The organism is Acinetobacter sp., assembly GCF_041919735.1.
GTDB lineage: Bacteria > Pseudomonadota > Gammaproteobacteria > Pseudomonadales > Moraxellaceae > Acinetobacter.
Window position 1 is genome coordinate 93,959 of the sequence record NZ_JAYRTF010000004.1, and the last position, 21,298, is coordinate 115,256.

General features: G+C 43.9%; 21 protein-coding genes. 3 read left to right on the forward strand and 18 right to left on the reverse strand.

Annotated elements, in window-relative coordinates; translation table 11 throughout:
* The first annotated feature begins 318 nt into the window (after positions 1-318).
* Positions 319-906, forward strand: coding sequence for a hypothetical protein (locus tag ACE3T3_RS03660; protein WP_374664164.1), 588 nt, complete (start codon positions 319-321; stop codon positions 904-906).
* An 8-nt stretch (positions 907-914) separates the two neighbouring features.
* Here the strand turns inward: ACE3T3_RS03660 and dnaB are convergent, their stop codons facing one another.
* From dnaB to ppsA, 13 genes are all read right to left on the reverse strand, one after another.
* Positions 915-2,345, reverse strand: a complete 1,431-nt coding sequence (gene dnaB / locus ACE3T3_RS03665; RefSeq protein ID WP_374664166.1) for a replicative DNA helicase — start codon at positions 2,343-2,345, stop codon at positions 915-917.
* 223 nt (positions 2,346-2,568) lie between these two features.
* Positions 2,569-3,015 (reverse strand): 50S ribosomal protein L9, encoded by a 447-nt coding sequence (gene rplI / locus ACE3T3_RS03670; protein WP_374664168.1) that lies wholly within the window; start codon positions 3,013-3,015, stop codon positions 2,569-2,571.
* Positions 3,016-3,024: 9 nt separating this feature from the next.
* Positions 3,025-3,252 carry a 30S ribosomal protein S18 gene (rpsR, locus tag ACE3T3_RS03675; RefSeq protein ID WP_004278792.1) on the reverse strand — a complete coding sequence of 76 codons (228 nt, stop codon included), beginning with the start codon at positions 3,250-3,252 and terminating at the stop codon, positions 3,025-3,027.
* Positions 3,253-3,264: 12 nt separating this feature from the next.
* A complete protein-coding gene (gene rpsF, locus ACE3T3_RS03680) occupies positions 3,265-3,651 on the reverse strand; it encodes a 30S ribosomal protein S6 (protein WP_005009159.1) in 387 nt (128 codons plus the stop codon).
* Between the two features lie 158 nt (positions 3,652-3,809).
* Entirely contained in the window at positions 3,810-4,571 is a 762-nt protein-coding gene (locus ACE3T3_RS03685; protein WP_374664299.1) for a DUF3142 domain-containing protein, read from the reverse strand.
* A gap of 26 nt (positions 4,572-4,597) precedes the next feature.
* Positions 4,598-6,730 (reverse strand): hypothetical protein, encoded by a 2,133-nt coding sequence (locus ACE3T3_RS03690; RefSeq protein ID WP_374664170.1) that lies wholly within the window; start codon positions 6,728-6,730, stop codon positions 4,598-4,600.
* Positions 6,731-6,879: 149 nt separating this feature from the next.
* Positions 6,880-7,758 (reverse strand): heme o synthase, encoded by an 879-nt coding sequence (gene cyoE / locus ACE3T3_RS03695; RefSeq protein ID WP_374664172.1) that lies wholly within the window; start codon positions 7,756-7,758, stop codon positions 6,880-6,882.
* A gap of 10 nt (positions 7,759-7,768) precedes the next feature.
* A complete protein-coding gene (gene cyoD, locus ACE3T3_RS03700) occupies positions 7,769-8,098 on the reverse strand; it encodes a cytochrome o ubiquinol oxidase subunit IV (protein WP_374664300.1) in 330 nt (109 codons plus the stop codon).
* The gene (gene cyoC / locus ACE3T3_RS03705) at positions 8,095-8,715 is read right to left on the reverse strand and encodes a cytochrome o ubiquinol oxidase subunit III (RefSeq protein WP_374664174.1); all 621 of its coding nucleotides are present in this window, start codon (positions 8,713-8,715) and stop codon (positions 8,095-8,097) included. Before cyoC ends, cyoD begins: the two co-directional genes overlap by 4 nt.
* A 4-nt stretch (positions 8,716-8,719) precedes the next feature.
* Positions 8,720-10,708 (reverse strand): cytochrome o ubiquinol oxidase subunit I, encoded by a 1,989-nt coding sequence (cyoB, locus tag ACE3T3_RS03710; protein ID WP_374664176.1) that lies wholly within the window; start codon positions 10,706-10,708, stop codon positions 8,720-8,722.
* A gap of 3 nt (positions 10,709-10,711) precedes the next feature.
* Entirely contained in the window at positions 10,712-11,788 is a 1,077-nt protein-coding gene (gene cyoA / locus ACE3T3_RS03715) for a ubiquinol oxidase subunit II (RefSeq protein ID WP_374664178.1), read from the reverse strand.
* 303 nt (positions 11,789-12,091) lie between these two features.
* The gene (locus ACE3T3_RS03720; RefSeq protein WP_374664180.1) at positions 12,092-12,904 is read right to left on the reverse strand and encodes an RDD family protein; all 813 of its coding nucleotides are present in this window, start codon (positions 12,902-12,904) and stop codon (positions 12,092-12,094) included.
* A gap of 83 nt (positions 12,905-12,987) precedes the next feature.
* Positions 12,988-15,366, reverse strand: coding sequence for a phosphoenolpyruvate synthase (gene ppsA / locus ACE3T3_RS03725; protein WP_374664182.1), 2,379 nt, complete (start codon positions 15,364-15,366; stop codon positions 12,988-12,990).
* A gap of 153 nt (positions 15,367-15,519) precedes the next feature.
* Between ppsA and ACE3T3_RS03730 the strand changes: the two genes are divergently transcribed.
* Positions 15,520-16,356 carry a pyruvate, water dikinase regulatory protein gene (locus tag ACE3T3_RS03730; RefSeq protein WP_374664185.1) on the forward strand — a complete coding sequence of 279 codons (837 nt, stop codon included), beginning with the start codon at positions 15,520-15,522 and terminating at the stop codon, positions 16,354-16,356.
* A 450-nt stretch (positions 16,357-16,806) separates the two neighbouring features.
* Here ACE3T3_RS03730 and ACE3T3_RS03735 read toward each other — a convergent pair whose 3' ends face one another.
* Both ACE3T3_RS03735 and yiaA read right to left on the reverse strand, forming a co-directional pair.
* The gene (locus ACE3T3_RS03735; RefSeq protein ID WP_374664187.1) at positions 16,807-17,370 is read right to left on the reverse strand and encodes a flavoprotein; all 564 of its coding nucleotides are present in this window, start codon (positions 17,368-17,370) and stop codon (positions 16,807-16,809) included.
* 242 nt (positions 17,371-17,612) lie between these two features.
* Positions 17,613-18,077 (reverse strand): inner membrane protein YiaA, encoded by a 465-nt coding sequence (gene yiaA / locus ACE3T3_RS03740; protein WP_374664188.1) that lies wholly within the window; start codon positions 18,075-18,077, stop codon positions 17,613-17,615.
* Between the two features lie 42 nt (positions 18,078-18,119).
* Between yiaA and ACE3T3_RS03745 the strand changes: the two genes are divergently transcribed.
* Complete coding sequence (locus ACE3T3_RS03745) at positions 18,120-18,299, forward strand: hypothetical protein (RefSeq protein ID WP_374664190.1); 180 nt, start codon at positions 18,120-18,122, stop codon at positions 18,297-18,299.
* A 6-nt stretch (positions 18,300-18,305) separates the two neighbouring features.
* On the opposite strand, the gene ACE3T3_RS03750 is transcribed toward ACE3T3_RS03745, so the two are convergent.
* From ACE3T3_RS03750 to ACE3T3_RS03760, 3 genes are all read right to left on the reverse strand, one after another.
* Positions 18,306-19,313, reverse strand: coding sequence for an LLM class flavin-dependent oxidoreductase (locus ACE3T3_RS03750; RefSeq protein WP_374664192.1), 1,008 nt, complete (start codon positions 19,311-19,313; stop codon positions 18,306-18,308).
* Positions 19,314-19,977: 664 nt separating this feature from the next.
* Complete coding sequence (locus tag ACE3T3_RS03755; protein ID WP_374664194.1) at positions 19,978-20,502, reverse strand: hypothetical protein; 525 nt, start codon at positions 20,500-20,502, stop codon at positions 19,978-19,980.
* 284 nt (positions 20,503-20,786) lie between these two features.
* A complete protein-coding gene (locus tag ACE3T3_RS03760; RefSeq protein WP_374664196.1) occupies positions 20,787-21,209 on the reverse strand; it encodes a glycine zipper domain-containing protein in 423 nt (140 codons plus the stop codon).
* Positions 21,210-21,298: the final 89 nt, after the last annotated feature.

Sequence of the window (21,298 nt, forward strand, 5' to 3'; positions counted from 1 at the left end):
AAATAGACATGCGCATTTGTGTTTTTAATGAATATTTATAAATAAATCGGGAAAATAAAATAAACATGAAAAAAAAGTTTTAGACATTAAAATGTCACCATAAATTCGGCACATTTTGAAGCTGGCCTGAAAATATGGGCCTTCATTAAGAATTTTAAAGAGGTGAATTCGTCTATTCGGTGAAGCCAATAGACAATAGGTGAGGTGAATAAAATTGAATTTAAATGATAAATAATTAGAGTTTGTTCCATGAGAAATTTTCATCGGGTATGCTTAGCAATGTTTGGAATGTTTTCGATCAGCCATGCAACAGCTTGCATGCCTCATACTCCAGAAGATGTATTTATTGCTCGATTTCAAACATCTGCAGCAAATCAGGTGAATGCGCCTAACGTCACTGTTCACTTAACGGCTGAAAAATTTATTTTTAGATCAGGCTTGGATAAATTTCGCTATGCAATACCCAAGCAATGGCATAGTTCATTTGCGATTAAAAATATTTCAAAGGATCAGCTCATTATTGGCTTGGCTTATGCACCAGATGGAACGAAAGCGGATGAATATCAAATCGTTTCATTTGCTGCATTAAATTGTGAAAATGATCGATTAAGCATTTCTAAGCCTATAGTGCCATTTTTAGCGTGGAATAAAAAAACTGCGAATTGCGCGCATAGGAATCATCAAACGGTAGGCATTTTAGATGGTTTTATTGAGCATGACCAAAAATATTATTTAGCCAAAATTCAAGAAAAATATAAAACTTGCAAACAGTTGGAAGAGGCTTTTCCACAATCGCAGGTTGAAAATAAAGATCATTCATCATCTTCAGTTTTCAAAGTATTGTGGGAAAGGCTTATTAAATGGCTTCAGTTTTGGTCATCAGCCCCAGTTTCAATGAGAACGTAATTTATATATTACTCTTCGTCATCATATTGAGCATAGAACTCAGGCGAAAGGTTACTGAATTTCGTGTACTGACCCTCAAAGGCGAGACGTACAGTACCAATCGGGCCGTTACGCTGTTTGCCGATAATAATTTCTGCCGTGCCGGCTTCCTTCGATTCCTTGTTATAAACCTCATCACGGTAAATAAACATAATCAAATCGGCATCCTGCTCGATCGCGCCGGATTCACGCAAATCCGACATAACCGGACGTTTGTTCGGACGGTTTTCCAGCGATCGGTTCAGCTGAGACAGTGCAATTACTGGACAGTTCATTTCTTTCGCTAATGCTTTTAAGCTTCGGGAAATTTCCGAGATCTCGCCGACACGGTTATCACCCATGCCGGGAACTTTCATCAGCTGCAAGTAATCGACCATGATGCAGCCCAGCTTGCCGCCGTGCATTTTGGCAATGCGGCGCGCGCGGGCGCGGACTTCTGTCGGCGGCAATGCCGATGAGTCATCGATATACAGGTTTTTTTCCTGCAAATGAACAATGGTGCTGGTCACTTTAGACCATTCATCTGCATCCATTTTACCGGCGCGCAGATGGCCCTGATGCACGCGGCCAAAAGACGAAATCAAACGCATAGCGATGGAATCGGCGGGCATCTCCATAGAGTAAACCAGTGCTGGCAGGTTGTTGTTGAACAGCACGCTTTCCACCAAGTTCATGGCAAAGGTGGTTTTACCCATCGATGGACGGGCTGCAACAATAATCAAATCGCCGCCTTGCATGCCGGAAGTTTTATTGTCCAGTTCTACAAAGCCAGTGCTTAAGCCGGTAATGCTGCCTTCCATTTGCGACAATTCATTCAGTTTGTCAAAAACATCGGCCACAACAGAGTTGATCGCTTTCGGGCCTTGCGCTTTGGCATTGTTATTGTGCTGTTCGGCAATCGAAAAGATATTGGTTTCAGCAAGATCTAAAATTTCACTGACTGTGCGGCCTTTGGTGTCATAAGCATTCTGCAAAATATCAGAGCTGACTTTGATCATGCTTCTGAGCGTTGAGAATTCTTTAATTTTATTGGCGTAGGTTTCTAAGTTATAAAAGCTTGATGGCGAATCAGACATCAGCTGCATGAGGTATTCCTCACCGCCAATCGCATCCAGCAGATTTTGCTTGGTCAGCCAGTCGTGCACCAAAACCGCGTCATAAGGCGAGCTGTCTTTGGAAAGCTGGTCAATCGCACGGAAAATATATTTGTGGCGCGTTGCATAAAAGTCATTTTCTGTCAGCACGTCGCCGACTTGTTCAAATGATTCTGCAACTGTCATCAATGCAGCCAAGACGGCCTGTTCAATGGCAAGATTATGCGGGGGAGTGCGGAACTCTTTCAGCTGGCCAGATTCGCTATTTTTGATTTCTGCTTTAGTGCTGGCATTCGCCTGTGACATATAAATCCCTGGTGTTAAATACAGTCAATGCTTTTATAAAATGGGGTATGGAGAAGAAATTTCAACCATGATTGCCAGACAAATCATACTCGCAATTGTGAGGGAAATGCGAAATATTATTGGGCAAAAAAAAGCAAGATTCATTTGAGGTGCAAAGATTGAAATGCAAATTTCAGAGATAAAAAAAGAGCATGCAAGTGCATGCTCTTTTTTCTGCAAAAAATTACTCAGCTACGATAGTAACGAGAACTTCAGCAGCAACATCATGATGCAATTGGATTGCGATGTTGAATTCACCAGTGTTGCGAAGCGCACCATTTGGTAAACGAACTTCTGCGCGGTCTACAACAAGACCAGCATTAGTTAAAGCATCAGCGATGTCACGAGTACCGATAGAACCGAATAGTTTACCTTCGTCACCTGACTTAGCAGTAATAACGATGTTCACTTCGTTCAATTGGTCAGCACGTGCTTGAGCAGCAGCTAAAATATCAGCTTCTTGTTTCTCAAGTTCAGCGCGGCGAGCTTCAAAAGCTGCAGTGTTAGCTTCAGTAGCTGCAACTGCTTTACCTTGAGGGATAAGGAAGTTACGGCCGTAACCAGCTTTAACTGAAACTTTATCGCCTAATTTACCAAGGTTTTTAATGCGTTGTAATAAGATAATATCCACAGCTCAACCTCACTTATGATTGTCAGTGTAAGGGATCAAAGACAAGTAGCGAGCTTGTTTGATAGCAAGCGCTAATTGACGTTGGTAACGAGCTTTAGTACCTGTAATACGGCTAGGAACAATCTTGCCGTTTTCAGTGATGTACTGTTTTAAAGTGTCGATATCTTTGTAGTCGATATATGTAACGTTCTCAGCTGTAAAGCGGCAGAACTTGCGACGACGGTAGAAACGTGCCATGTTATGTTCTCCTTATGCTTCAGCAGAGTCTTGAGCTTGTTGTGCTTCTTCACGTTGAGCTTTACGCGCACGTTTTTCTTCAGCACTCTTAGCCAATAGTGACTCTTCAGTGATAGCGTTTTCACGACGGATGATTAAGCTGCGAATGATTGCATCGTTGTAACGGAACAATTCTTCAAGCTCATCAAGCGTAGTTTGACCACATTCAACGTTCATCAAAATGTAGTGCGCTTTATGAATTTTGTTAATTGGGTAAGCCAATTGACGACGGCCCCAATCTTCAAGACGGTGAATTTGACCTTCAGCATCTTTGATGTGAGAGATATAGCGTTCTACCATACCAACCACTTGATCGCTTTGATCTGGGTGTACTAAAAGTACGATTTCGTAATGACGCATTGTCAGCTCCTTACGGATTATACAGCCCCTGACGCAATTGTCAGAAGCAAGGAGTCACAACCGAAGTTGTGCCGCAAAATTTGCGAAGCATGGATTTTAGTGCCTTTGCAGTTTTAATTCAAGGCATACATTGAAAAAGCCTTCAATTTTTAAAGAATTTATGTTTTGGCTTGGCCGCGCAATAAGAAAATCACCATACCTTTAAAATTCGGATCATGCCGAAAGTTCAGCGCAGGATTCCATTTTCCGCCTTGGACAGCGCCGATTTTATAGGGCAGCTTCAGCTGAGAAATTTTATGCAGATAGGCTTCATAATAGGGAATCGTGCTGGAGCCTTGATAGGTTTGGACAATGATTTCATTAATATTATGACGAAATAATTGCAGCGTTTGCGCATCCTGCATATTGCTCCAGTCCATCAGGCCGGTGATGCTGAGCTGATATTTTTTAGGCAGCTGCTGTCTGAGCTGGGCTAAAAACAGGGCATAAGCATGCAGGTTTTGCGTTTTGGCATCAAAATCAATTTGAATGCCCTGAACGTGATTGCCGGCCTTTTCCCATTGCTGCACCCGCTGCAAAATTTGCTGCAGTTCGCTGCCGCGCCAGTTTAAATGGTGATTGCGAAAGACCAGCCAGACCTTTTGATGCGGTATCGTTAAAACCTGAACGCCCTGCGGAATAAATGCGGATTGCTTGCGGTAAGGGTGAATCTGCACTTCGCCCTGCAGAATGTACAATTCTTTGGCCTTGGATAAATAAGGGGCAGATTGAATATTGCCCCAAATCCAAAAAGCATCAAAATCATCGGCATTAATGCGGTACGCAGGCTGTACAGATGGACTCGGCTGGCCAGCCAGCAGGCTTAAAGCGCCATAGGCACAGCTTGCGGCAAGCAAAATTGAACAGATCTGTTTCAGCAAGCGTAAGTTTTTCATGGCTTGACGTTTTACCAATAGTATTTCAAGGATTTCGCCCAAACTGTATTTGGATAATCGCGTTTGATTTGATCATACCATTGCTTGCGCACAGGTTTGGCAACATCGCTGTCTTGGCAGTCATTGCTGCCGCCGGGTGAATAGCACATGATGGAACGGTACAGTGCATAGGCTTTTAGCTCTGAATTGCCTGAAGTTTTCAGGATGTCTTTATAGACTTGGCCGCGGGCGAATATGGGGCCGTAAAAATAGCTGCGCTGTTTTTCTGCATAGGTCTGGCTGTTGACTCTATAGCCCTGTTCAGAGCGGACGTATTCGCCAAGGCATAAGCGTAGAATTAAATCCTGCGGTTTTTGCTGCAGCTTTTGCATCAGGCTATTCAGTTCGGGGCATTGAATGCTGCTGCTGACGGTATGGCCTTTCCAAACAAAATTACCCAGCGGCGGCTGATGCTGGAAATTTTCAAATTTTTCATCACTATTGTAGACATACTGCGCCGCATTTTTAGGCAGCAGTGCATAGGCTTGATTAAACAGGCTGAAATTTTGATGAATTAAGGATTTTTGCAGCAGATTAAACAGCGCTAAATTTTTTTGGTCTGTGCTGGCTGATTTGTCCTGCACAATCTGCATTAAGCTGTGTTCATTGGCGTGTTCATCGATAAAGGCTTTTTGCAGTGACGCTTGCTGAATTTTGGCTTTGCTGCCGCTGAAGAACTCAGCCGCTTGTTGTTTTGCATAATAGGGATACAGCATCAGTTCAAATAAACCGCGCTGTTCTGGTGTCTTGGCTTTATTCAGTCCGCTTTCCCAATATTGCTGGGTTTGGTCCGAAGCGCCTTGCAGCTTTTCTAAAATACGGCCTTTTAGCAAAATTTGGCTCAGGCTTAAATAGTTTGATGCCAATGTATCCGCAGCGGAGAGGTCTTTAGGCAAATAGCTCAGCGCGTCTTGGGCTTTATTTTGTACAAAGAATAAATGATTGGCCTGCAAATACTGGAACAGTTCAGGCCGGTTTTTAAACAGCGCTTTTTGACTGTTCAATTCGGCCCAGCTAATGACTTTATCCTCTGGAGATTCGGCTTTGCGCATCAGCATCAGGTCATAAATGGCCAAAAAGGACGGGTCTTTTAAATTTTGCGCTTTAAAGCTGCGGCTTTGGAATACGTGGCGGTCAATTTCATACACCAGGTTATTTAATTCCAGATTATAGACTTTAGACTCTGGATGATTGATTTGCCAAGCCAGCTCATCCACTAGACGGTCTTGCTGGCCACTCAGCCAAAAGCCGCGGCGCAGCATGCCGCGTGCGCTGGCGGCATATTGGCCATTGGGGTACTGTTTAAAATATGCCGTAATGCTATTGAAGAAAGACAGCAGCAGTTTTTGATCCAGCTTGTCATGGTCTAAGTCGCCATATTCACCCACACCGCTTTGAAAGGCGGCATTTAAATTGCTGCGGATCAGCATATATTGCGATGTTTCTTTGATCCAAGGCTGATCAGCAGCGGTTAATGCTGAAAATATTTTAGCAGCTGTGGAAAAGTGACTATTGTAGAAAGCAATTGCGCCATTTAAGTACGATGCATATTGGCGGGCACGGATAGAGTCATTCGGATTGACAGCAAGCAGCGAGATTTCATTTTGACAAGAAGTCAATTTTGCGCGTTCTTTGAGGAGCGCGTCTTTTTCACGCGCTGAAAGCTGTGAATCTGCACGGACATGCGCGCTGAATGCATTGGCGCCGCTTTTCAGGCTGCTGCAATGTTCCTGATAAGGATCCGCTTCACTTGAATTTTTCAAACGGGCATTCGGCGCTTTATTTGCTGCGGCATAAGTCAATGATTTGGTTTCAAAAGGCACAGCGCTATATTGCGTTTCCCATAAGCTGCTTTTTTCTGCGGTATCAAATTTAAGCTTGGCCAGTCCTAAATCGCTCAGGAGCAGCAGCATATTGGTTTGATTGTCATTGGCAGGAGTGAGCGCCGGTAAATTGTCACAGGCAGTATAGGCATTGTGCTGCATGTCTGTGGTGGGATAACAGGATACATCTGCGCCGGAAAAACTGATGGAACTGAAAAACAGGCTGGCAGACAGAAGGATTAAATGAGCAAATTTTGCTGAAGATTGAATTGGTATAGTCATCGCATAGCTGAGTTATTATTGTGCGCGCTATGGTAGCAAGGAAGTCAGCATTCTGAAATATGGAATGAAGCTTGGCGGATAAAAATCAGCAGAGGGAACAGCAAATAAAAATCAGGGAATAAAAAAAGATAGAGAGAACTCTATCTTTTTTAAAACAGCGGTAAATGCGGTGCAGGTGAGATGTAGCTGAAACTGAAGCTGAAACTTAATGCAGTAATTAAAATCACTGAATATAAGAAATAGCGTTTCGCCCAAACCTGATCGTTTTCAGCTTTAAAACCAATAATCGACAAATACACCCAGTAGGCGCACAGCGCGTTAAAGGTGATCAAGAAGAATATGTTGGTATAGCCAAAACAATACAAACCATTTAATACAGCAGCGAACAGCAGGACATAAATCAAGCTTTCAACTTTCGTGCGGAAAATTGAACGCGCTACAGGCAAAATTGGAATGCCGGCATTTTTATAGTCATTGAATCGGTAAACGGCAATTCCCCATGAATGCGGCATTTGCCATAGCGCATATGCTAAGAAAATCAGCAGCGTAGCAACGTCAAATTCATTTGAAACAGCAGTATAGCCAATTACTGGAGGGCTTGCGCCAGAGATACTGCCAATCACGGTTTGGTGAATAGAAGTACGTTTGCTCCAAAGACTGTAAAAAATTACATAAACCACAAAGCCAAGCACAGCGAAGCCAAAAGCATAGGCATTGACAAAGAACCACAGCAGGGCGAAACCTGAAATTCCAAGCACAGCAGAAAATGCCAGTGCAACAGAAGGGCTGATGGTTTTTTTGACCAATGCGCGGTTCATTGTCCGTTCCATCTTTTGATCAATATCTTGATCAATGACGTTATTGACAACACAGCCAGAAGCGACAACTAAAGTTGTACCGAGCAGGGTGATAAAAAGAAGAAGGAAATCTACAGAGCCCTGGGCGGCTAAGAAGAAGCCGCCCAGAGTGGTAACGAAGTTACCAAAGAGAATTCCTGGCTTAGTCAGGAATAAATACTTTTTCAGCATGACGACCAGTTTAGATCATCATGTTGTAGTGCAGGTAGTTCATAATCCAGACAGAACCCACAAGCAGAATAGCAACAGTCAAAATCGTATAGATAAATGCGATAACGTTCCAGCGCTGTTCTGAAGAAGAGTTCATGTGCAGGAAGTAAATCAACTGCACAAGGATCTGAGCAACAGCTGTAATTGCAATCACAGTAACCAGCAGACCGCGGCCGAATCCGCCAGCCATAACCATACCGAAAGGGATGATGGTTAGGACAACTGACAAGATAAAGCCGATAGTGTACTGTTTAGTATTGCCGTGAGCTGCACCAGTAGTGTTGTGATCATGACTCATTATAGAACTCCCATTAAGTAAACTACGCTGAATACACAGATCCAAACGATGTCAAGGAAGTGCCAGAACAAGCTTAGGCAAGCAAGACGGCGAGTGTTTGGAAGTGTCAAACCATTTTTCTTGATTTGGAACATCAACACAAGCATCCATACCAGACCAGAAGTCACGTGAATACCATGCGTACCTACTAGCGTAAAGAACGATGATAAGAACGCGCTGGTAGTTGGGCCATAACCTTCGTGTACCAGGTGATTGAACTCATAAAGTTCCATGCCGATGAAGGCAGCGCCGAATAACCAAGTAACCGCTAACCAAGTCAGAACTTGGCCAACGTTTTTCTTGTATGCAGCAAGAACAGCAAAACCAAACGTTACCGAAGAAATCAACAGGGCAAAAGTTTCAGTTAAAACGAAGCCTAAAGATTCGCCAAACAGTTCTTTTGCACTTGGAGTTCCCATTGGAACGTGGCTGCTTAATACAGCGAACGCGATGAAGAGTGTACCGAAAATGATCAAGTCACTCATCAAGTAAGTCCAGAAACCAAAGACTGTGATGTCTGTATCATCGTGGTGATGATGCTCATCATGGCCATGGTTATCGTGATGAAGTACTTCAGCCATCGTCTTAGTCCTTCTTCAAGTGTTTTTCAAGAATCGCATAGCGTTCATTTTCGATACGCTCAACTTCAGCAGCCGGTACATAGTAATCCACTTTCTTAGTGAAAGAAGACACGATGAAGCTGATGATTGCAGAAACGAAAGTAATCGCTACTAACCACCAAATGTGCCAGATTAAACCAAAGCCCATTACAGTAATGAACATTGCCATTACAAAGCCTGCAGCACGGTTGGTAGGCATATGAATATCTTCATACTTGGTTGGTTTCGCATATGCAACGCCGTTTTCTTTGTCAGTCCAGAAAGTATCAATACCATTGATCTTTGGAAGGTAAGCAAAGTTATAGAACGGAGCAGGAGACGAAGTAGACCATTCAAGTACACGGCCATCCCAAGGGTCGCCAGTAAGATCCATGTTGTCTTTGCGTTGAAGGAAGCCCACAACGATTTGCATAACAAAACAGAAGATACCGATCGCAACAAGAACAGAACCAAATAGCGCAATTGCTAAGTATGGGTCCCATTCAGGGTTGTCATATGTATTCAGACGGCGAGTCATACCCATAAAGCCAAGGATATAAAGCGGCATGAATGCAAAATAGAAACCGAAGAACCAGAACCAGAACGCTGCTTTGCCCCAAGTTTCATTAAGCTTCCAGCCAAACATTTTTGGCCAGTAGAAAATGATACCTGCAAACATACCGAATACTACACCGCCAATAATTACGTTATGGAAGTGAGCAATCAAGAATAACGAGTTATGTACTAAGAAGTCCGCTGGCGGAACTGCCATTAATACGCCCGTTAAACCGCCGATACCGAAAGTCACAAGGAAGCCAAGTGTCCACAGCATTGGAGTCGTGAAAGTGATGCGGCCCTTATACATAGTGAATAACCAAGAGAAGATTTTCACACCAGTAGGAATCGCAATGATCATGGTCATGATGCCGAAGAACGCGTTAACGTTGGCGCCTGCACCCATAGTAAAGAAGTGGTGAACCCATACAATGAATGACAATACTGTGATTGCGATCGTTGCATACACCATAGATTTGTAGCCGAACAAAGTTTTGCGTGCAAATGTAGATGTAACTTCTGAGTAAATACCGAATGCTGGCAAGATCAAGATATATACTTCTGGGTGGCCCCAAGTCCAAATCAAGTTCACATACAGCATTGGACTGCCGCCCAAGTCGTTTGTGAAGAAGTGGAAGCCGAAGTAACGGTCAAGCGAAAGCATTGCAATAGTTGCAGTCAACACAGGGAATGATGCGATGATCAGCACAGCTGTACAAAGCGCAGTCCAAGTGAAAATAGGCATGTCCATAAGTTTCATGCCAGGCGCACGCATTTTAATGATGGTAACGAAGAAGTTAACACCAGTTAAAAGTGTACCTAGGCCAGAAATCTGAAGCGCCCAAATATAGTAGTCCACGCCTACGCCTGGAGAATATTGAGTGCCAGACAGTGGAGGGTAAGCCATCCAGCCTGTAGCAGCGAATTCACCAATTGCAAGAGAAGCCATCATCAAACCTGCAGCGCCGGCAAATAGCCAGAAGCTCAAAGAGTTCAATAATGGGAAGGCTACGTCACGTGCACCGATTTGAAGCGGTACAGAAATGTTCATTAAGCCAACAACTAGACCCATTGCTACGAAGAAGATCATGATCACGCCGTGGGCAGTGAAGATCTGGTCATAGTGTTCAGGGTGTAAATAACCTTCGCCGCCGCCTTTTGCAAGGAACAGCTGAAGACGCATCATGATCGCATCGGCAAAACCACGCACCAGCATGATAATTGACACGAAGATATACATGATACCGATTTTTTTATGGTCTACAGAAGTGAACCATTCAGTCCACAGGTAATTCCATTTTTTGAAGTAGGTGATACCCGCAACAACAGCGATACCGCCTAGGATCATCATAGCCACAGTTACTAGCACGATTGGATCGTGCGGAATTGCATCTGGGCCTAACTTACCTAATAAGCTCATGTCTTATTCCCCTACAGAAGCAGTCGCATGATCTGCATTTGCATGAGCTTCAGAAGCAGCTGCTTCATGACCCGCTGCTGAGTGATCAGCACCGTGGTAGTTGCTCATGTATTTGTTAATGACAGATTCGAACAATTTAGGTTCTACTGAAGAGTAATAAGTCACAGGGTGTGGCTTAGTAGGATAAGGACCTTCTGCTTCAGCTAGAGCTGCTGCTTCTTTTTGCTTTTCAGTTTCAGCGTGCGCAACCATTGCTTCGATTTGAAGCTTAGAGCGGTTACCGTCACGTAAAGTTGCAAATTCAGCTTGGTCTAAAACAGTTTTTTGAACTGCGTTAGGGTTGATTGAAGTACCGTTACCAGCTTTAACTGCATTTACCCATTCAGCAAACTGAGCATCTGTCACAGAGTGAGCGCGGAAGCGCATTTGTGAGAAGCCATAACCTGAGTAGTTAGAAGAGAAACCGCGGTAGCCTTCAGCTGGGCTGGTTTCATTTGCTAAGAAGTTCAGGTGAGTCTGCATACCCGCCATTGCATAAATCTGACCAGATAATGCAGGGATAAAGAACGAGTTCATTGTGAAGTTAGACGTTAAACGCAAGCTTACCGGAGTTTTCTCTGGGAAACGAAGTTCGTTAACAGTCGCAATGTTTTGTTCTGGGTAGATGAAGATCCATTTGAACTGTTCAGCAATAACTTGCACAGTCAAAGGAGCTTTGTCTGACTCGATTGGACGGTATGGGTCATACTTGTGGGAACCCCACCAAGTTAACCAAGCTAAAATACCAATAATAATGACAGGAACACCCCATACTACAACTTCAATCGCAGTAGAGTGCGCCCATGTAGGTTTATAGTCTGCATCTTTATTCGATGCGCGATATTTCCAGCCAAACCACAGAGCCATAAGTGCTGATGGAATCACCACTAATAGCATTAAATAGATCGCAGTCATCATAAGGTTTGATTGACCTTGTGCTACTGGACCTTTTGAGTTTAGAAGTACCATATCACCGCCGCATCCTGTTAGGAGTGCAGCCATCGCAGATAAAGACAATACAGCTAAAATCGTTTGTCTCATTTTACAACCTCGGTGAAGAGTCCCATTCCCTAATTAAATATGGGATAGCGATTATAGTGTCGCATGATTGAGAACTTTTCTTTTAGACATAGAAAATCCTTCTCAATCATGAGACACCGCTACGTTGTAGGGCATTATGCCTCATATCGGTCAACTAAGCTATACATAAAGGTGCTTTAAATGGCTGGTATAAAAACCGATTTTTCTAGTCGGAATTTAGGGTTTTTTTTAATTTTTTATTTTAATTTCAATGTGCTGGAGGGGAAGGGATGAAAAAAACATCCCTTTTAAAAAAGCAGATAATTATTGCTTTATGACCTTGGTTTTCGCAATTTTATCATGCAGTGTTTGACGTTTTGCGCCAAGACCGAAAGCAAGATCAATAATTGCAATGAATAAAAAAACAAAATTCAGGAAAATGAACAGAACGCTGCGCAAAGTGAAAGCGCGCATCAGTGAGGTTTTTTCTCCGGTTTCTGCATCTACAATCTTAATTTTGGTGATTTTTTTACCTATCGATTGGCCTGTTTTGGCAATCAGAACCGCCTGTACCGCAAGCATGATAAAGAGATATGCGCCCATGGCAAACCACGCCTGCTGAGAAAACATCTCAATCATTTGGGTTTGCAATTCTTGCGCTGCAACCGGGTTGGCTGCGGTGCCGAAAACAGCATCCATAAACTGAATGTTCAAAGTGTTGAACTGCTGCGCTTCTTCTTTGGAAAAGAAACCGGTCAAAATGTAAGTCGCGGGCACCCAAAGCAGCAGATCGGCAATTTTGGCCAATACACGGCTAGGAATGGAAGCAAGAACTTGCTGGGATGCATTGGGTTTGGCTGCGCTTCGAGCTTGCGCATTTTGAGCAGGCGCTGTTTGAGCTGCTGATCCGGCAGTATTTGAATTGGCAAATGGCTGTTCAGCTGCAGGCGCATTATATCCTTCAGGATGGTATGCGGATTTTCCTTGGGTGAGTTCACCTAAAGCTTTCCATTCAGCCATGCCTTGGTGCCATGCAAGATCAGTCAAAAGCACTTGCTGGCTGGCAAGCATCTGATTGACTTGCTCGAGGCTGTATGGTCCGGCTTGCTGATTATTTCGCGCCAAGTAAATTTGCATAAAACTAAAATCTCAAAAAACGTATATAAAAAGTATAGATGAAAAAAAAGACCCACGTGTGGGTCTTTTTTTAACACAGAATCTTAAGCTTGTTGAGCTTTTTCTTCAGACAGGAAGAACCATGTGTCTAAGACTGAGTCTGGGTTAAGTGAAACAGATTCAATGCCTTGTTCCATGAGCCATTTTGCAAGGTCAGGATGGTCGGAAGGGCCTTGACCGCAAATGCCGACATATTTGCCAGCTTTACGGCAAGCATGGATCGCCATTGAAAGAAGCGCTTTTACAGCTGGGTCACGTTCGTCAAACAGGTGAGATACGATGCCTGAGTCACGGTCTAGACCGAGTGTTAACTGAGTCAAGTCATTTGAACCGATAGAGAAGCCATCGAAGTGCTCAAGGAATTGTTCAGCCAATAATGCGTTTGTTGGAAGTTCACACATCATGATCACTTTAAGGCCGTTTTCACCGCGCTTAAGACCATTTTGACCCAATAATTCGATTACGCGTTTTGCTTCATTTACAGTACGGACGAATGGAATCATGATTTGGATATTGGTTAGACCCATTTCATCACGCGCTTTTTTCAATGCGCGGCATTCTAATTCGAAACAGTCACGGAAGTTGTCAGAAACATAACGGCTCGCACCGCGGAAGCCCAGCATTGGGTTTTCTTCTTCAGGTTCGTACAGTTTGCCGCCGATCAGGTTTGCATATTCGTTAGACTTGAAGTCAGACATGCGGACAATTACTGGTTTGTCTGCAAATGCAGCTGCAAGTGTAGAAATACCTTCAACCAATTTTTCAACATAGAATTCGATTGGAGAAGAGTAGCCTGCAGTACGCGCCATTACAGCTGCACGAGTTTCGCGCGGAAGGCTGTCAATGTTCAGCAGCGCTTTAGGATGCACGCCAATCATGCGGTTGATGATGAATTCTAGGCGAGCAAGGCCGATACCTTCGTTTGGAATTTGAGCGAAGTCAAATGCGCGGTCAGGGTTACCTACGTTCATCATGATTTTGAACGGAAGTTTAGGCATAGATTCAATCGAGTTCTTTTGGATTTCGAAATCTAAAGAACCTTCGTAAATGAAGCCAGTATCACCTTCAGCGCAAGAAACAGTCACTTCTTGACCATCAGTCAATACTTCAGTTGCATTGCCGCAGCCTACAATCGCTGGAACACCAAGTTCACGCGCAATGATCGCTGCGTGGCAAGTACGGCCGCCGCGGTTAGTCACAATCGCTGCTGCACGTTTCATTACTGGTTCCCAATCCGGGTCAGTCATGTCAGATACAAGAACGTCGCCGTCTTGTACTTTGTCCATTTCTTTAATAGACGTTACAACGCGGACTTTACCAGAACCGATACGCTGACCGATTGAACGGCCTTCACAAATCACAGTACCTTTTTGTTTTAACAGGTAGCGTTCCATTGTGCCAACATTTTCACGGCTTTTTACTGTTTCAGGACGTGCTTGAACGATGTAGATTTGACCGTCGTCGCCATCTTTCGCCCATTCGATGTCCATCGGCGCTTGATAGTGTTCTTCAATGATCAGCGCTTGTTTTGCTAATTCTTGAAGTTCGTGATCGTTTAATGCAAATTGCTGGCGATCCGCTTTTTCAACGTCAACCACAACTACTGATTTGCCTGCAGCGCCTTCTTCACCGTAAATCATTTTTTGGTGTTTAGAGCCTAAGTTGCGGCGCAGGATTGAGTGTTTGCCGTTTCTAAGAAGCGGTTTTGAAATATAGAATTCGTCAGGGTTTACTGCGCCTTGCACAACCATTTCACCCAAACCGTAAGATGCGGTAATGAATACAGCTTCACGGAAGCCTGATTCTGTATCTAGAGTGAACATTACACCCGCAGCGCCAGTTTCAGAACGAACCATGCGCTGAATGCCTGCAGACAATGCAACAACATCGTGAGCAAAGTTTTGGTGTACACGGTAAGAGATTGCGCGGTCATTATAAAGTGAAGCGAAAACTTCTTTAATCGCGATCAGAACGTTGTCGATGCCGCGGATATTTAAGAAAGTTTCTTGCTGGCCAGCAAATGATGCATCTGGCAAATCTTCTGCAGTTGCGGATGAGCGAACGGCAACCGCGATGTCAGGGTTGCCGTTTGAAAGTTCTGCAAAAGCGTCACGGACTTCTTTTTCCAGCTCAGGAGTAAGAGGAGAGTCGACAATCCATTGGCGGATTTTAGCGCCAGTTTCAGCAAGAGCATTTACGTCATCAACGTCAAGCGCTGCAAGCTCTGCATTAATTTTAGCGTTCAGTCCGCTTTTCTCAAGGAATTCACGGTAAGCACCGGCAGTAGTGGCAAAACCGCCTGGTACGGAAACACCAGCATTTGCTAAATGGCTGATCATTTCACCCAGTGATGAGTTTTTGCCGCCCACGAGTTCTACGTCGTGTTTACCTAACTTTTCTAGACCAATTACGCGCGCTTCCAAAGTTGTTACTCCACTTTTGCAGTATTAATCACTATCTTGGCATTAAATTATAACAAAAAACTTAGCTTTTTGATTCAACTAAGTGATAGTCATGTAAGATGGCTTACTATAAAGATTATATAGCACTTAGACAAACATTTGAGGAGAATTTTAATGTCAGAAGGTAAACAAATTCAGCGCAGTGTTTTTTTTATTTCCGATGGTACGGCGATTACTGCTGAAACCCTTGGACACTCGCTGTTAGCGCAGTTTCCGCATGTTGATTTTGACATTCATATTATCCCTTATATTACGACTGAAGAAGCCGCCACAAACGTTGTTGCGGAGATCAATCTGCGGGCGCAAAAAGACGGTCAGAAGCCGCTGGTGTTTGATACGCTGGTTGACCCCTTTGTGCGTGATATTATCAACACTGCGGATGCTGTAAATCTTGATGTTTTTGAAGGGCTTATCAGCAAGTTATCGGATGAGTTGGGCACATCTCCTACTACTTTAGTCGGACAAACCCATGCCGTGACGGATTCTGAGTCTTATAAGGCCCGTATTGATGCTGTGCATTTTGCTTTGGACAATGATGATGGCGCGCGTACGCGGCATTATGACAAGGCGGATTTGATCTTAATTGGGGTGTCGCGTTCCGGTAAAACACCGACTTCCATTTACTTGTCGCTGCAATTTGGAATCCGTGTGGCGAATTACCCGCTGACTGAAGAGGATTTAGACGATAACCGCTTGCCGGCTGTACTTCGTCCGCATAAACAAAAACTTTTCGGCTTAATGATCGATGCTGAACGCTTAGTAGCCATCCGAAGTGAGCGAAAAGCGAACAGCCGCTATGCAAGTTTTAACCAATGCCAAATGGAATTGCGCGCAATTGAAGGCATCTATATTTCAGAAGGCATTAAATATTTGAATGTTTCTGAGATGTCGATTGAAGAAATTTCGACCCGCGTACTGCAAATGACAGGCTTGAAACGCCGCATTGGCTAAGCGTTGAGAGAGGCTGGATGAAGAAATGGGCTGCTTGATGCAGCCCATTTATTATAAAAATAAGCTATTTATTAATATATAAATAGTATGACTATGTCTAAATAAAATACCTATATTTCTTTCATTTTATATCGAAATGCTTTTTGACTGCTTATTGGATAACCAAAATGCTGCGTCAGTTTTTCAGCATCATCTCAAATGAGGTTAGGAAATACTTCTGATTTAGGCTGGTATGGAGCTATTGCCTGTATCGTCGCGTCTCTAAAGACGTACTTGGAAAAGAAACCGCCGCTTTAAAAGCACAGCACAAAAAGAAGTGTTTGATGCAGTTAAATTTCAATGATTTTTCATTTTTTTTATTGCATGAAATATTCAGTATTTTAAGAGCGCAGAGCAGACTGGCTTGATGATGCAAATCTAAAAACACTGAATATTGTGCTGCAAATGTCATTACATCTTGGTGTCTGTATTGAAAATAATGCAGTCACAAGTATAAAGATGACCATTTACCGCTTGAATGCCATTGCCATGAATTTTAACAATAGGCCATGTAACCAGCGTGCAGTTGGCGCGCTGCAAAGAGGCGTAATACAGATCCGCTTTAAGAAAGGTTTTGTGTTGATCTGCGGTATTGGGCATTAACAAGTGCTTCAGCCAAGTGTCTTTGACTTGATCTTCCAGGAAGCGCAAGGCCAAAAGGCTTTTGATGCGGTTGTTGAACAGCCGGCGGTTTTTGGCAAATAGCGGATGCTGGATCAGCTTATGTGTCAAGCGTTCTGTTTTAGGCAAAACAAAATGCGGATAAATCTGAAACACAGCGACTTGATTGGCTTGATTGCAAATTTCGGACAGCGCCGAAGCTGAGCTTTGATCAATATCAATGATCGCAACATGCTTGCCGGTAAAATCTGTTTGCTTGATGTGGCTGGATTGGATTAATTCACCTTCAAACTCTGCATAGTCTTGAAGTGTGTTTTTAAAGACTGGCGGGGCATCCTTTTCAAATGAGTTCATACAAATCGTCCGTTATTTTGTTTTATATCGTTTGAGTTATTTATAGCCTTATTGATAGCGGAGAATCTGCGGCAGGTAAAGTAAAGAATTGAATCTGAACAGTCATCGCTGTGAAGCGTTATCTTGCGCAGCCGCTAACTGGCATTTTTGAGGCGCAATGACGACTGTTCAGCAATTTGATAGATGAGCTGATGAGGTTGAGGTTTATTGTAAGCAACGCTGTTTTTCTGACAGCTTCATTTTTAATGCTCATCATTTTCAGAAAGATTTTTGGCGCTGTTGAGCTCAAGCAGTTCAGTTTGATTGTGCTGGCGCAAATATTCCATATCGCGGATATTTTTTTGCACTGCTACAGCGCCGAACAGGCTGAGCAAAAAAGACATGATATAAAAGCCTTTTTCACTTAAAGCCAAAGTTGCATTGAATAGGCCGACACCCAGCAGAAAAACGCAGATCGCAACCGAAGCCCAGCAAAGCCCATAATAAATATGCGTCACATGGACGCCTTCGAGTTTATCTCGAATGATTTTTTGCAGGGAAACAGAGGCAAATAAGCCATAAAGAATCAAAATCAGATAATAGCCTTTTTCATTCAACAGCATATCGGCATTGAACAGGCCAATGCAGTAAGCCGCGCCGCCAGCCAATAAGGCCACCCAGCTGGCAGCCACAAAAGCAGGAGTAGGTTTATTGATATATTGGTTCATACGCAGATCCTGAAGTTCATTTTTCATTGTTCTGGTTTGATTATGCTGAAAAGCATCTGGAAAGCAACGCTGATTTTAAGGATTGCGTTGCTTAATGCATATTTATCTGGGTGTGATTTTATAGATTTGCGTGGATGGGCTGAGGGATTGCAGAGCAGGGATTTTGCCGGAGCAGGAAAAGCCAAAGCACGGCATGCAGCGCTGCTTTGGCCTATTTTTTGAATAAAATTAAAGCGCTTGATTGCGGATCTGCATAAGGTATTCAAAGCTTTTCAGACGTTTTTCGGTGTCATAAATATCGCAGGTGAAAATAAATTCATCGACATCATATTTTTCCAGCAAGGCGTTTAAGCCCGCTTTGACTTTTTCAGGCGAGCCGATTTGAGCAACTGCATAAAAATTGTCGATATATTGCTTTTCTGCAGGGGAGTAAAGTTCATGAATATTGTCGACTGGCGGCTTGAGTTTGCCGCGTGTTCCGCGGATCATGCTCAAAATGCGCTGATATGGGGTTGAAGCCAGATATTCAGCTTCTTCAGTTGTTTCTGCAATAATTGTCGGCACACCCATAGAAATATAAGGCTTATCTAAATATTCTGATGGGGTGAAATTGTCTCTATATAGCTGAATGGCTTGACCCAGCATGCGCGGCGCAAAATGTGAGGCAAAAGAATACGGCAGCCCTAATTGCGCGGCTAATTGCGCGCTGAATAGGCTCGAACCCAAAAGCCAAACAGGAACGTGCGTGCTTTGTCCGGGGGTCGCAATAATGCGCTGATTGGGAACCGGATCTTTAAAATATTGCAAAATTTCAGCAACGTCACGCGGGAACTGATCTTCTGTTTCCTGATGGCCGCGGCGCAAGGCGCGCATGGTTGCTTGATCGGTGCCGGGTGCACGGCCTAAGCCCAGTTCAATGCGTCCTGGATAAAGCGTTTCTAAGGTGCCGAACTGCTCTGCAATCACCAAGGGCGCGTGGTTGGGCAGCATGACCCCGCCAGAACCGACTTTGATGCTGGAGGTGTTTGCCAGCAGATATCCGAGCAATACGGATGTGGCTGAACTGGCGATGCCGGACATATTATGATGTTCTGCGAGCCAAACGCGCTCATAGCCTAATTTTTCAGCCTGCTGGGTGAGCGCTAAAGCCTGATGCAGGGCATCTTGAATGCTTTTATTCTCTAGGACTGGCGCGAGTTCTAAGATCGAAAATTTGGTCTCATGCAATGAACGCATAGCAGTTCTCTTTCAATATTTATATCGAAATAATACGATATAAGTTGGATGTTGTATATCGATTTAATTCGATATATGGCTTGTGCTATCCATTTTAGCCTTTTGGCGGCTGTACGCAGATGCGGGTTTAAATCACTTCAAGTGGGAATGATAGGATATTGCAGCGGTTTTCACTGCGAGTATAGGCGTACTATATAGTTGCAGCTTCCATTTAATTGTAGGAAATAAACACTGGGTAGGGATAATTTTAAGCTGATGAGATTTTGATTGGATACGGCTGCGCTTACAGCTTGCATTCAACGTATTGGCGCGGATGCGTGTTGTGCTGAACTGTAAAAAATGCGTGATTGTGACTTTTGGGCTGACTGGTTTAAGCGTGAAAATCTGCTGCGGAGCGATATGGGGTTTTAGTCAATGGAAACAATTCAGCATCCTTTACGCTGGCTTCTATACATCATAGATGGAATATGCAATGAAAGAAGGTGTCTCGATATGCTGCCATTTGGGGTGACAGTGGTTAAAGAACTATTGTGAATGCTGCATTGAGGGCAGGCTTGCTGTCAGGGATTAATCATGAGGCATTAAAAAAGCGCCTTTTGGCGCTTTTTTAATTGCATTGCATCTGGATTTTTAACCGACATCCATGAGGCCGCTTCAACTGTAATTAATGGCGTTTGCCATTTTTATAATGGCCTAAGTGGCGGCCATTGTCATGGCCGTAATAACCGCGGTCATTATAACGGTAGTTATTTGAGCGGTAGCCGCGGTCATAGCGGTCGTAACGGTCATAGCGATCATAACGCTCATCATCGTAACGGCGGTCTTCGCTGACTTTTTTACCTAACAGTGCACCGCCGGCAGAGCCTGCTGCTGCACCAATGTAGCCGCCATTTGTACCGCCCATATTTTTACCCACGGTATAGCCGCCAGCACCGCCAAGCGCACCGCCGATAATGGCGCCATTGCGGTCACGGCGGTCAGCTGAAACGGCTGCGCCGGCACCGCCGCCGATTGCTGAACCTATCATTGCGCCAGTTGTGCCGCCCATTTGTTTACCAACGGCTGCACCAACGACACCGCCAAGCGCTGAAGTCAAAGCGGTATTGGTGGTATTGCCTGCATTTGCAGCAGTCATTGTGAATGCAGAAGCAGCGATTACAGCACCTAAAATATATTTATTGATTTTCATTGTTAAACTCCTGAGAGCACATCATGTATGTCTTGAAATAACTGTAAGCAAAAATGTAGAAAAGATCGTGAAGAGCAATATTGCAAAAATGATATCTTTGGTAATGGCTCTGTAAATCTTCTGCAAAGTTTCTACATAATTAGACTATTCACTGAATAGGTGATTTATATTTTGGGCTTTGCCATTCATTTGAACTGGTTTTTTGCTGTTCGGCGGTAAATGCATGCGCGATAAAAAAGCACCCGAAGGTGCTCTTTATCTTTTGCTGTATCAGCATTGCAGTCTTAGTGATGGCGATGCTTTCTGTGATGTTTTTTGCTGTAATAGCTGCTTGATTTATCTTTAGAAATTTTGTTGCCTAAAGCCGCGCCGCCAGCTGCGCCGAGAGCTGAGCCGACATAGCCGCCGTTGGTGCCGCCCATGCTTTTACCTACAGTGTAGCCTGCACCGCCGCCGATTGCGCCGCCAATAGCAGATTCTGTACGGTTGCGGCGGTCACTTGCAACTGCTGCGCCACCAGCGCCGCCTAACGCTGCACCAATTGTTGCGCCAGTATTGCCGCCCATATTTTTACCAATAGCTGTACCTGCTACACTGCCTAGAGCGCTGGCTGCAGCGACGCGGGTAGTGCTGTCGGCATGTGCGCTTACAGTAAACATTGAAGTTGCTGCCAAGGCAGTACTTAATAAAATAGCATTCAGTTTCATGGTTCACTCCATGTCCAATTCTTTTGGACTGTTGTAATATCTGCGATGAGCTAAATGTAACAAAACGATTCCCTGAAAATATGGAGAGT

Coding starts and splice junctions, on each gene's coding strand:
- ACE3T3_RS03760 (WP_374664196.1), bottom strand. CDS start 21,209: ATGAAACTGAATGCTATTTTATTAAGTACTGCCTTGGCAGCAACTTCA.
- ACE3T3_RS03755 (WP_374664194.1), bottom strand. CDS start 20,502: ATGAAAATCAATAAATATATTTTAGGTGCTGTAATCGCTGCTTCTGCA.
- ACE3T3_RS03720 (WP_374664180.1), bottom strand. CDS start 12,904: ATGCAAATTTACTTGGCGCGAAATAATCAGCAAGCCGGACCATACAGC.
- ACE3T3_RS03735 (WP_374664187.1), bottom strand. CDS start 17,370: ATGAACTCATTTGAAAAGGATGCCCCGCCAGTCTTTAAAAACACACTT.
- dnaB (WP_374664166.1), bottom strand. CDS start 2,345: ATGTCACAGGCGAATGCCAGCACTAAAGCAGAAATCAAAAATAGCGAA.
- cyoB (WP_374664176.1), bottom strand. CDS start 10,708: ATGAGCTTATTAGGTAAGTTAGGCCCAGATGCAATTCCGCACGATCCA.
- ACE3T3_RS03750 (WP_374664192.1), bottom strand. CDS start 19,313: ATGCGTTCATTGCATGAGACCAAATTTTCGATCTTAGAACTCGCGCCA.
- yiaA (WP_374664188.1), bottom strand. CDS start 18,077: ATGAACCAATATATCAATAAACCTACTCCTGCTTTTGTGGCTGCCAGC.
- ACE3T3_RS03660 (WP_374664164.1), top strand. CDS start 319: ATGCCTCATACTCCAGAAGATGTATTTATTGCTCGATTTCAAACATCT.
- ACE3T3_RS03745 (WP_374664190.1), top strand. CDS start 18,120: ATGCTGAAAAGCATCTGGAAAGCAACGCTGATTTTAAGGATTGCGTTG.
- cyoE (WP_374664172.1), bottom strand. CDS start 7,758: ATGCTGAAAAAGTATTTATTCCTGACTAAGCCAGGAATTCTCTTTGGT.
- ACE3T3_RS03690 (WP_374664170.1), bottom strand. CDS start 6,730: ATGACTATACCAATTCAATCTTCAGCAAAATTTGCTCATTTAATCCTT.
- ACE3T3_RS03730 (WP_374664185.1), top strand. CDS start 15,520: ATGTCAGAAGGTAAACAAATTCAGCGCAGTGTTTTTTTTATTTCCGAT.
- rpsF (WP_005009159.1), bottom strand. CDS start 3,651: ATGCGTCATTACGAAATCGTACTTTTAGTACACCCAGATCAAAGCGAT.
- cyoA (WP_374664178.1), bottom strand. CDS start 11,788: ATGAGACAAACGATTTTAGCTGTATTGTCTTTATCTGCGATGGCTGCA.
- rpsR (WP_004278792.1), bottom strand. CDS start 3,252: ATGGCACGTTTCTACCGTCGTCGCAAGTTCTGCCGCTTTACAGCTGAG.
- cyoC (WP_374664174.1), bottom strand. CDS start 8,715: ATGGCTGAAGTACTTCATCACGATAACCATGGCCATGATGAGCATCAT.